This is a genomic window from Streptosporangium sp. NPDC048886, assembly GCF_055586905.1.
In genome coordinates this window covers 1-9774 of record NZ_JBVJHH010000041.1, presented here as the reverse complement: position 1 = coordinate 9774, position 9774 = coordinate 1, and the positions used below count along the sequence as shown (strand labels likewise).

Annotated in this window: 11 protein-coding genes; 2 read left to right on the top strand and 9 right to left on the bottom strand. The window is 73.3% G+C overall.

Going from position 1 to position 9774, the window contains the following annotated elements; translation table 11 throughout:
• Positions 1–8: 8 nt before the first annotated feature.
• From menC to ACZ6R6_RS37890, 6 genes are all read right to left on the bottom strand, one after another.
• A complete protein-coding gene (gene menC, locus ACZ6R6_RS37915) occupies positions 9–1121 on the bottom strand; it encodes an o-succinylbenzoate synthase (RefSeq protein WP_470101733.1) in 1113 nt (370 codons plus the stop codon).
• On the bottom strand, positions 1118–1993 hold the full coding sequence (locus ACZ6R6_RS37910; RefSeq protein WP_470101731.1) for a GNAT family N-acetyltransferase: 876 nt from the start codon (positions 1991–1993) through the stop codon (positions 1118–1120). Before ACZ6R6_RS37910 ends, menC begins: the two co-directional genes overlap by 4 nt.
• A gap of 13 nt (positions 1994–2006) precedes the next feature.
• Positions 2007–3179 carry a M20 family metallopeptidase gene (locus ACZ6R6_RS37905; protein WP_470101729.1) on the bottom strand — a complete coding sequence of 391 codons (1173 nt, stop codon included), beginning with the start codon at positions 3177–3179 and terminating at the stop codon, positions 2007–2009.
• 235 nt (positions 3180–3414) lie between these two features.
• On the bottom strand, positions 3415–3816 hold the full coding sequence (locus tag ACZ6R6_RS37900) for a zinc-binding dehydrogenase (RefSeq protein ID WP_470101727.1): 402 nt from the start codon (positions 3814–3816) through the stop codon (positions 3415–3417).
• Positions 3806–3952 (bottom strand): hypothetical protein, encoded by a 147-nt coding sequence (locus ACZ6R6_RS37895; RefSeq protein ID WP_470101725.1) that lies wholly within the window; start codon positions 3950–3952, stop codon positions 3806–3808. Before ACZ6R6_RS37895 ends, ACZ6R6_RS37900 begins: the two co-directional genes overlap by 11 nt.
• Before the next feature lie 162 nt (positions 3953–4114).
• A complete protein-coding gene (locus ACZ6R6_RS37890) occupies positions 4115–5788 on the bottom strand; it encodes a TlrC/CarA/OleB/SrmB family ABC-F type ribosomal protection protein (protein ID WP_470101723.1) in 1674 nt (557 codons plus the stop codon).
• 298 nt (positions 5789–6086) lie between these two features.
• Here ACZ6R6_RS37890 and ACZ6R6_RS37885 point away from each other — a divergent pair, with 298 nt between their 5' ends.
• Positions 6087–6815 carry a GNAT family N-acetyltransferase gene (locus ACZ6R6_RS37885; RefSeq protein ID WP_470101721.1) on the top strand — a complete coding sequence of 243 codons (729 nt, stop codon included), beginning with the start codon at positions 6087–6089 and terminating at the stop codon, positions 6813–6815.
• On the opposite strand, the gene ACZ6R6_RS37880 is transcribed toward ACZ6R6_RS37885, so the two are convergent.
• The 3 genes from ACZ6R6_RS37880 to ACZ6R6_RS37870 all read right to left on the bottom strand — a co-directional run bounded on the left by ACZ6R6_RS37880 (position 6805) and on the right by ACZ6R6_RS37870 (position 8642).
• Positions 6805–6993 carry a hypothetical protein gene (locus ACZ6R6_RS37880; protein ID WP_470101719.1) on the bottom strand — a complete coding sequence of 63 codons (189 nt, stop codon included), beginning with the start codon at positions 6991–6993 and terminating at the stop codon, positions 6805–6807. The genes ACZ6R6_RS37885 and ACZ6R6_RS37880 overlap by 11 nt on opposite strands.
• Positions 6975–8066, bottom strand: coding sequence for a DUF5685 family protein (locus ACZ6R6_RS37875; RefSeq protein WP_470101717.1), 1092 nt, complete (start codon positions 8064–8066; stop codon positions 6975–6977). The genes ACZ6R6_RS37880 and ACZ6R6_RS37875 overlap by 19 nt, the downstream gene beginning before the upstream one ends.
• A 147-nt stretch (positions 8067–8213) precedes the next feature.
• Complete coding sequence (locus ACZ6R6_RS37870) at positions 8214–8642, bottom strand: nitroreductase family deazaflavin-dependent oxidoreductase (RefSeq protein ID WP_470101713.1); 429 nt, start codon at positions 8640–8642, stop codon at positions 8214–8216.
• 128 nt (positions 8643–8770) lie between these two features.
• Between ACZ6R6_RS37870 and ACZ6R6_RS37865 the strand changes: the two genes are divergently transcribed.
• Positions 8771–9625, top strand: coding sequence for an NAD(P)H-binding protein (locus ACZ6R6_RS37865; RefSeq protein WP_470101711.1), 855 nt, complete (start codon positions 8771–8773; stop codon positions 9623–9625).
• Positions 9626–9774 lie beyond the last annotated feature (149 nt).

Here is a 9774-nt window from a genome sequence, read left to right as displayed (position 1 = left end):
GGACAGCCTTATTGGGGTTTAATGGGCAACCATTTCGTCATGACCGTGACGGCGTCCAGAACCTCCGGGATCGGGGCGACGCCGAGCCCCGGTCCGGTCGGCACGGCAAGGTGCCCGTCCTCCAGGCGGAACGGCGGCGTGATGTCGGTTCGGTAGTAGCGGTTGGACGCCGACGTGTCGCCGGGCAAGGTGAACCCGGGCAGCGCGGCGAGCGCGACGTTGGCGGCACGCCCCAATCCCGTCTCGAGCATGCCGCCGCACCAGACCGGGACGTCGTGCGCCGCGCAGACGTCGTGGATCCGCCTGGCTTCGAGGTAGCCGCCCACGCGACCCGGCTTGATGTTGACGACCCGGCAGGCTCCGAGCGCGATCGCGTCGGCCGCAGCGCGAGCGGAGACGATCGATTCGTCGAGACAGATCGGTGTGGCGATCTGCGCAGCGAGCTCCGCGTGCCCGATGAGGTCATCCTCCGCCAGCGGCTGCTCCATCAGGAGGAGGTCGAACGGGTCGAGCCGGGCCAGGTGCCGGGCGTCGCCACGCCGGTAGGCGGTGTTGGCGTCGACCTGCAGCAGGATGTCGCCGAACCGTTCGCGCACGGCGCGGACCGGCTCGACGTCCCAGCCAGGCTCGATCTTCAGCTTGATCCGCCGGTAGCCCGCGTCCAGGTACCCGGCAACCGTGTCGAGCAGCGCGGGGATCGACTCCGCGATCCCCACGGACACCCCGCACGGCACCGTGTCGCGGACAGCGCCGAGGGCGTAGCCGAGAGAAACGCCGCGCGCGCGGAGATCCGCGTCCAGAACCGCCATCTCCAGCGCGGCTCTGGCCGTACGGTGGCCCTTGAACCGGGCCAGCGCGGGGGCGACCTTGTGCGCGTCCAGATCCTGGACCTCGGCCAACGCCGGGACCAGGAAGCGGCTCAGCACGTCGGCGGCGGCGTGCGTGTACTCCGAGGAATACAGCGGCGCTGTCCCCGCTCCGCATTCGCCCCACCCCTCGGCCTCGTCGGTGACGACGCGCAGCACCAGTGCCTCTCGCACGGTCTCCGTGCCGAACGACGTCCGGAAGGGCGCCACGAGCGGCACCCGGACGGTGCGGATCTCGACCCCGGTGAGCTTCACTCTGCCTCCTGCCTGTCCACGATGTACCAGCCTGTACGGTCGAAGCCGCGCACCCGCGCGCCCTCCGCGAGCAGCTCGCCGAGAACGTCCCGTACCGCCTTCCGCCACTCCGCGGCACAGGCCGGGTCGCTCTCCCGCAGGGCCTCGATGTCGTCGGGGACGCCGATGAGCACGGTGCGCGCGTCAGCACGGCCGGCGACCGGCCCTCCCCCGGCGGAGACGCTCAACGCCATGGCCGCACCCGCTCCCGCTTCTGTCACCCTGGGCCGGCCTGCGCAGGCCGCCTCGGCATCGGGCGATTCCAGCCGCCACCGGACCAGGACCCGGTCGGTGTCATCGCTGCGGTTGATGTCGTCGTCCATCGGACCGTAGAAGTTCGGCAGGTACTCGGCCGGATCGGCGGCCAGCTTGGCGATGTTGAAGTACGCGTTGCGCCGTATCAAAGGGTCGTACGTCCAGCAGATCTCGCTGACGCCGCGCAGCATCGCCCAGGCACGTTGGTGCAGCTTCAGTGCGAAACCGACATTGCGTCCCTGCATGCGCGCCAGCACCCCGGCGATGTGACTGTAAAGGGCCCCCCGCGCCGGCGGGGAGAAGAAGCCGAAGCAGGCGCCCACCAGTTCGCCCTCGTCGAAGGCGCCGCTCACGTAGCTGCCCGCCTTCGTCATCGCGCGCAGCAGGTCGGCGGTCACCGGAGGGCTGTTCTCGCCCGTGCACCAGATGCGCTCGTACAGGCGACGGACGGCCTCGAGCTCGCTGACGCTGTCCAGGAGGCGGATGTCGACGCCTGCGGTACGCGCGACCGCCTCGGCGGCGGCGCACGCCGCGTCGACGGGCCGGGACTCACGACGGTCGCGGATGAGATCAGTCACGCCGGTCATGGTTTCAGCCGGATCCGCTCCGCAGCTGGTCCGACAGCACGGGACGACGGGGCCCGATTCGTTCGGACGGACAACCCGCCGCCAGCAGCTCGGCGACCAGCGCGGTGAGCAGCCGCGTCCGCTCCGTCAGCTCCGCCACGAGCACGTGCTCGTCATCGGCGTGCGCGCCGCCGCCCACCGCCCCCAGCCCGTCGAGGGTGGGCGTGCCGACGCCCGCGGTGAAGTTCCCGTCGGAGGCGCCGCCGACGGCGACCGAGGTGAGCGGGCCGACCCCGAGGTCGTCTGCCAGCCGGCGTGCCCGCTCGAACAGATCCTTCGACGCCGTGGCCGGGAGCGGCGGCCGATTCGGGCCACCCCTGACCTCCACACCGGCGCCGGGCAGCTCCGGCCGCAGGCCCCGCATCGCCGTATGAACGCGGTGCTGTTCGGCGGCTGCCCATACCCGGACGTCGACGTCGAAGCGCGCCGACCCGGGAACGGTGTTCGCCACGGTGCCCGCCTCCAGCCGGGTCGGCGTGACAGTCGTGCCCAGCGCGGGATCGCCCAGCCCCGCCACGGCCATGATCTGGCGGGCCAGCTCGACCGACGCGTTCACGCCGCGCTCCGGCTCCAGGCCGGCGTGCGCGGCCCGTCCCCGCACCAGCACCTCGTAGCGCGACACGCCCTTGCGTTCGGTCTTCAAGGCCCCGCCGGGCCCGGCGGCCTCCAGCACCAGCGCGGCCGCACACTGGCGGGCCTCGTTCTCGATGAGCTCCCGCGACGAGGGCGAGCCCGGCTCCTCGTCACCGGTGACCAGCAGAGTCACGCCGTCCAGGTCGTCCAGTGCCGCCAATGCGTGGAATGCCATCACCAGGCCCGCCTTCATGTCGAAGCATCCCGGTCCGCGCAGCACTCCGTCGCGGACCTCGAACGGGTGCCGCTCCAGAGAGCCGATCGGCCAGACCGTGTCGTGGTGACCGATCAGCAGCACTCGCGGGTCGCGGCCGAAACGCCAACGGACATGGGTGCGGCCGTCGATGACGATGCGTTCCGCCTCGGCTCCCAGACGCCCCGCGCCGACCTCGGCGACCGTCTCGGCGCTACGGGCGACCGCGGCCAGGTCGTCAGAGGGGGACTCGCAGGACACGAGGCGTTCTATATCGGCGATCATCGCGGCTTCGGCGCGGGGTTCTGTCACGGTGGATACCTCCCGATGCATCGCTCAAGCATCGTGGGTCGCACCGCGAGCGGACCTGTCCTGTCCGACAACATTGACGCGTGAAGTTGGGATGCGGCGATGAGGTCGAGCCTCGGTGGCTGAGCCGGCGAGCTTACGGCGTGTCCTACATGGTGGGTGGGTCGTCGGACGTGTCAGGGGAAGCCCGCGATGGGGTCAGCAGACGGGCGGGGCGGTCAGCGCCGGGCGGGGCGGTTCACGACGTGGCGCCGTCGTGGGCGACGGTGACGACGATCTTGCCGACCTGGCCGTTGGCCTCCATGTAGCGGCGGGCCTCGGCGATGTCCGCGAGATCGAAGGTGCGGTCGACGACCGGGGCGAAGGATCCCGAGGCGAGGCCGGCGTTGACGAACGCGACCGCGCGGCGCAGACGCTCGGGGTCCGAGGTGATCTCGAAGAGCGTGTAGGTGCTGCTGGTCAGCGCGGGGAAGGACCGCGCGTTGGGCAGCGGGGTGGTGCGCGGGTCGAGAGCTCCGTAGACGACCAGGCTGCCACCGGGGGCGATGCCCTGGGCGAGGGTCTCGACGCCGGGGCCGGCGACCGGGTCGAAGGCCGGTATGCACCCGGTGCGGTGCCGTCCGCCGACCTCAGGCCGCACCCGCCCCCGCGACGGAGGCGGGTATCACGGCCGACAGCAGGCCGGGAAACCGCTCCTCCGTCTCGTCCGTGCGCAGCGTGTTCATCTTCGTTGTCCCTACGTAATACTGGCGGATCACGCCTGCCCCGCGCAGCATGTTGACGTGGTACGTCAGCCTCGACGAGGTTGGCCTGCGGCAGCGGGGAAGAGGCCGGTGGCGTGCTCGTCCAGGAGGTCGCGCTCCCGCTGCACCGGCTCACCGGCCGCCGGCGTCGCCCCGCGCCGGGTGATGCCGCCGGTGCGGGGCGATGCCGTGATCTCAGATCGCCGCCAGGGCGCCGGGGACGGCCCGTACGCCGGTCACCACGCCGGCCCGCAGCTCCAGCCGGGTGCCGGTGAACGCGGCCCGCATGCGCCGGTCGTGCGTGACGACGACCAGCGCACCCTCGTAGTGGGCCAGGGCCTGCTCCAGATCCTCCACCAGCGCCGGTGACAGGTGGTTGGTCGGTTCGTCCAGCAGCAGCAGGTCGGTCCGGTCGCACACCAGCCGGGCCAGCTCGATCCTGCGCCGCTGGCCGACGGAGAGCGTCGCGACCGGCCTGCCGAGGTCGGCCGGTCCGAAGAGCCCCAGCTCCAGCAGCTCCTCGGCGTGCTCCTGCGGGCTCCCCGGGCGCCCGGCCGCGAAGGCCGCCAGCACCGTGCGCCCGCCGTACCCCACGCCGTCCTCCTGACGCAGGTGACCGACGCGGGCCGGCAGGCGGACCGAGCCGGCGCTCGGGGTGGTCTCCCCGGCCAGGACCCGCATGAGCGTGCTCTTACCCGCCCCGTTGGGCCCGGTGACGAGCAGCCGCTCGCCCGGCTGGATGCGCAGCGACTCCACGTGCAGGCGGCCGTCCACGCGTACGCCGGACAGCTCCGCGAGCGGCCCGCCGGGGGCGGCCTCCCCCGCGGCGATGCGGGCGGTGAAGCGCAACGGGACCGGCGGCGGCGGGACCGGGTCACCGGTGAGCTTCTGCAGCCGCTCGCGGGCGTTGCGGATCCTGCTCATCGCCCCGTGCGCCCGCGACCTCGCGCGGAAGGCGCCGGCACCGCTGAAGGCCGAGGGGGCCTTCCGCGGGATGGCGGCCAGCCGCCTGGTGTTGGAGGCGGCCAGCGCCGCGTGCCGGTCCACATCGGCGCGCCAGGCCTCGTGCTCGCGCGCCCAGCGTGCCCGGGCGGCCGCCTTGGCCGCCAGGAAGCCGGCGTAGCCGTTCCCGTAGCGGTGGACGGCGCGCCGGTCGTGATCGACCTCCAGGATGGCCGAGGTGACCCGGTCGAGGAAGACACGGTCGTGGGTGATCGCGACCACGGTGCCCCGGTAGCCGCGCAGGTGCTCCTCCAGCCAGGCCACGGCCTCGTCGTCGAGGTCGTTGGTGGGTTCGTCCAGCAGCAGCAGCTCGGGCGCCCCGGCCAGGGTCGCGGCGAGCGCGAGCCGTGACCGCTGGCCGCCCGACAGCGTGCCGAGCGGGCGGTCCCGGTCCAGGCCGGGCTGGCCGAGCCCGTGCAGCGCGATCTCGACCCGGGTGTCGGCCTGGTAGCCGCCACGCGCCTCGAAGCGCGCCACCAGCCCGGCGTAGGCGTCCAGCTCGGCCGGTGTGGCTGCGCCCAGCCCGCTCTCGGCCCGGTGGATCCGGGCCTCCAGGTCGCGCAGGTCGGCCAGCGCCAGATCGACGGCGTCGCCCACGGTGGCGTCCCCGGGCAGGCCGAGGGTCTGGGCGAGGTAGCCGACGCCGCCGGGCGCGGTGACGGTGACGGCTCCGTTGTCGGGGCGCTCGCGTCCGGCGATGAGCCGGAGCAGCGTGGACTTGCCCGAACCGTTGTCGCCGATCACGCCGACCCGCTCACCGGGTTTGACGGTGAAGGAGACCCGGTCCAGGACGATGTGGTCGTCGTACCGTTTGGTCACCTCGGACAGGACGAGCTGGGTGTCGGGTGATGGATGGGCGGTGTGCATGGGCGTCCTCCTGACTGCCGGCATGGCCGTTCGACGTGGGCGGGCTGGGACGAGGGGTCCGGGACGGGCGGGACCGGCCTCGTGCGGCTGGGCAGTCGGTGTCAGGGCGACCTCTTCTCTCCAGGCTCCGGCGAGACGATCCGTCTCGCTCCGGATGACAACTATGCACCGCCGCCACCAACCTGTCAAGACGGACCGTCTCGTCTCATCAAAATGCGAGCTCCCCTCCTCGCAGGGACGCGGGGACGTGGGGTAAACCCGCTGGCCCCGGCCTCCACGATTGGGCGATCATGGGCGCATGTCGCCCAGCGCCCTGGACCGTGCGTGTGAGATGTGGGCGGGCCTGGCCCGCGTGCCCGTCACCTTTCCCCCGCGAGGGGGCGTGAGCGTGGTCACCTCCGCGGAATCATGGCTGTGCCCGCCGCAGTGGGCGGGCATCGTCGCGCTGCGGGGCGCCGCGATCGCCACGGTGCCCGACACCCGGCTGGCCGCCCCCCTGCGGGCAGCGCTGCTCGATCAGGCGGGACAGGCCGGAGAGGTGACGGTCGACCTCGACCGGCTCCGGGCGGCACTGGCCGTCGCCGACGTCCTGGGCCCGGCGACGCTGGCCTATCTCGACGCCGGGGACTTCACGCCGGCGCACGAGGGCACCTCCGTCGAGAGGCTGCCGGCGGGGCATCCCGGCGTCCGCGCCCTGCTGGCCGGGGTGGACGGCGCGGACGCCGACGAGAGCGGGATGGAGGAGATCTCCTCGGCGGCCTTCGCCGTCCGCGACGGCCAGGACGTGGTCGCCGCCGCCGGGTACCGGTCCTGGCCGGGCGCGGTGGCGCAGCTGTCCGTCCTGACCGCCGGCCGCCACCGGAGCCGTGGCCTCGCCCGGGCCGTCGCCTCGGCGGCGGTCGCGGACGCGCTGGACAACCGGATGGTGCCGCAGTGGAGAGCGCGTCCCGAACCGTCCCGGCGCGTCGCCCGGGCACTCGGCTTCCGGGAGCTGGGGTCGCAGGTCAGCGTCCGGATCAACCTCTGAAGCCCGGCACGTACGGCGGCGCGCGCCGGCCACCGGCGGCGGGTCCGAGGCCGGCGGTCACGCTCAGGTCCCCCAGGCCGCCGGCCTCGACCGGGTGGTCGGCGGGGACGGCGACCTGGAGCCTGTTGCGCACGGACGTGGTGGGGGCTGCGGCCGGGCTCAGCAGTCGCAGCTGCACTCGCAGCAGTCACAACAGCCCGAACAGCCCTCGCAGCACGAGCCGCAGGCGTCGCAGCCGCTGCAATCGCACCGCTCGCCACAGGACTTGTAACGGTCCTCGTCCCAGGGCGGCCGGTACAGGCCGCAGGTGCAGCAGGCCCCCGCGAGGCACATCAGCGACAGCAGGCCACCCGGGTCCGGCTTGAGCCGGGGGTCACGCGGCGGCGCCTGCGGGCTCTCCTTCTCGGCCTCGGCGAAGACGCGGGTGACCGAGCGCCCGACCTCCTCGACCAGCAACGTCTTGACCAGCCTCCGCCGTTCCAGGTCGAGCTCGGCCACCGCCAGCTCCAGGCCGAGCAGCGCGTCCTCGCAGTGCCGCCGGGCGGTTTCCAGGTCGGTGTCGGAGGCGGTCAGCGGGTTGTAGGCGCCGCCGGCGCGATCCCGCGCCAGGTCCTCCACCGCGTCGAGCAGGTGGGCCAGGCGGCCGAAGTAACGTCCCGCCTCCTCCAGCGACTCGCGGTTGTGCGGCTTGCCGGTGAGCAGGGCCGTGTGGCCGAAAGCGGCGGCGACCGCGGCCTCGGTGGGGCCGGTGAGCTCCAGCAGGCTCAGGCCCGGAGTGCTCTCCAGCCGGGACTGCTCCTCCACCGCCCGGGTCAGGGGCTCCGGGGCGAACCCGAGGGCCGCGGCCGTGCGCAGTCCCGCGGCCGACCAGCGGGTGGCGACCCGCTCGGCGGCGGAGGCCACCAGCTTGCGCGCGTAGACGCCGTCCCCGTCCGCGACGTGGTCCCTGACCTTGCCCGCGGCCAGGATCAGCGAGACCGACGCCGCCAGCCGCACTCCCTCGGCCTCCACGACGTCGGCGCCCTTGAACCCGCGCAGCGCGCAGGCCGCGGCCCGGCGCCGCGGCGAGGAGGCGGCCGTCTGCGCCTCGGTGAGCACCGAGACGAGCAGGCCGTCATAGTTGGTCACCAGCCGGGAGCTGTGACCGTGTTCGTCACGGAGCGCCAGGCAGAGCCCGCACAGGTGCGCCATCCACTCCTTGAAAAGCCCGCTGCACATCCCATGGCGACACGGACGGACAATCCCAAACATATAACCCCTCTGTTACGGATGGGGTATAGCGTGCCAGGCGCCGCTTGTACTCCGCTTGTAAGTGGGCAACCGTACGGGACGCCGGCACGGTGGGGTCCGCCCCGGGGCTCGGCCGGCATCAGGCGCCGGGCGGCCCGCGCCGGGATCTCAGACCCGGCTGAGGATCACCACGGGGATGTCCCGGCTGGTCTTTCGCTGGTAGTCGGCGTATTCGCCGTGGATCCCGACCATCTGCTCCCACAGCGCGGGCTTCTCCTCGGCGGTCGCGGTCCGCGCGACCGCCGTGAACGTCTCGGCGCCGACCTGCACCCCCACCTGCGGCTCCGCCTCCAGATTGGCGTACCACAGCGGGTGGTCGGCGGCTCCGCCGTTGGAGGCGACGACCACGTAGGCATCGCCGTCCCGGCCGTAGATGAGCGGGGTGCGCCGCCGCAGCCCGGACTTGCGGCCCACGGTGGTCAGCAGCAGCGCCGGCCTGCCGTAGTAGACGTGTCCCTTCGCGCCGTCCGACTCGACGTACTGCCGGATGTGCTTGGCGACCCAACCGGTCGGGGAATCGTGAACCTTGTCGTCCATGTCCCGCACGCTATCGGCCGTCCGCGACATTCCGCCACGTCCCCGGCGGGCGGGAAAACCGCTTCCACCGCCCCTCGTCGTACGGATAGTTTCGGCTGTCTCCTCCCCCGGCGACCACTGGAGCTCCCATGATCGTTATCTCCGCCGCATCCGGAATGCTCGGCCGCCTGGTCATCGGCCGGCTGCTCACCCAGGTCCCCGCCGGTGAGGTCGTGGCCGTGGTGCGGACCCCCGCAGCCGCCGCCGACCTCGCGGCCCGCGGGGTCCAGGTGCGGCACGGCGACTACGACGACCCGGCGGGCCTGCGCGAGGCGTTCGACGGAGCCGGGCGGCTGCTGCTGATCTCCTCCCCCGAGCTGGACCCCGCCCGCCGCCTCTCCCAGCACCTGGCCGCGGTGGACGCGGCCCGGGCCGCCGGCGTCGGCGCCCTGGCCTACACCAGTTTCCTGGGCGCCGGCACCGACGCTACGGGGGTCACCGAGGCCCACCACGCCACCGAGCGGGCCATCATCGACAGCGGCCTGCCGTACACGATGCTGCGCCATCCCTACTACAGCGAGGCGTTCCTCAACTCCGGCCTGCGGGCCGCCGTCGCCTCCGGCGAGCTGACCGACAGCACCGGTGGGCGCGCTCTCAACACCGCGTCACGGGCCGACCTCGCCGAGGCCGCCGCCAACGTGCTGACCGGCGAAGGGCATCTGGGCCGCGGCTACGACTTCACCGGCCCGCTGTGGACCTACCCACAGCTCGCCCAGGTCCTCGGCCAGGTTTCGGGCGTCCCGGTCGCCCACCGCGAGGTCCCCGACGGCGCGAGCGGCGCGCTGCGCTGGCTGAACGGTCAGGTGCGCGCCGGTGCGCTGGAGACCCAGACCGAAGATCTCCAGCGGGTGCTCGGTCACCCCGCCACGTCCCTGCGCCAGGCGGTCACCGCGGTGCTCGCCCCGTCCCGCTCCGGCACGGCCCCGGCCACTCCCGCGGGCTGATACCGCGGCGCTCGTCTGCCGGCACGGCCACGGCCGCCGGCGGGTCTCCCGGCCGCAGGAATCGCCGGGCGCCGCGCAGGACGGTCCGGAGCCGTCGCCGGGTGGCCGCGCCGTCCAGGCGTACGTCCAGCGGGCCGGGGATGCCGGTG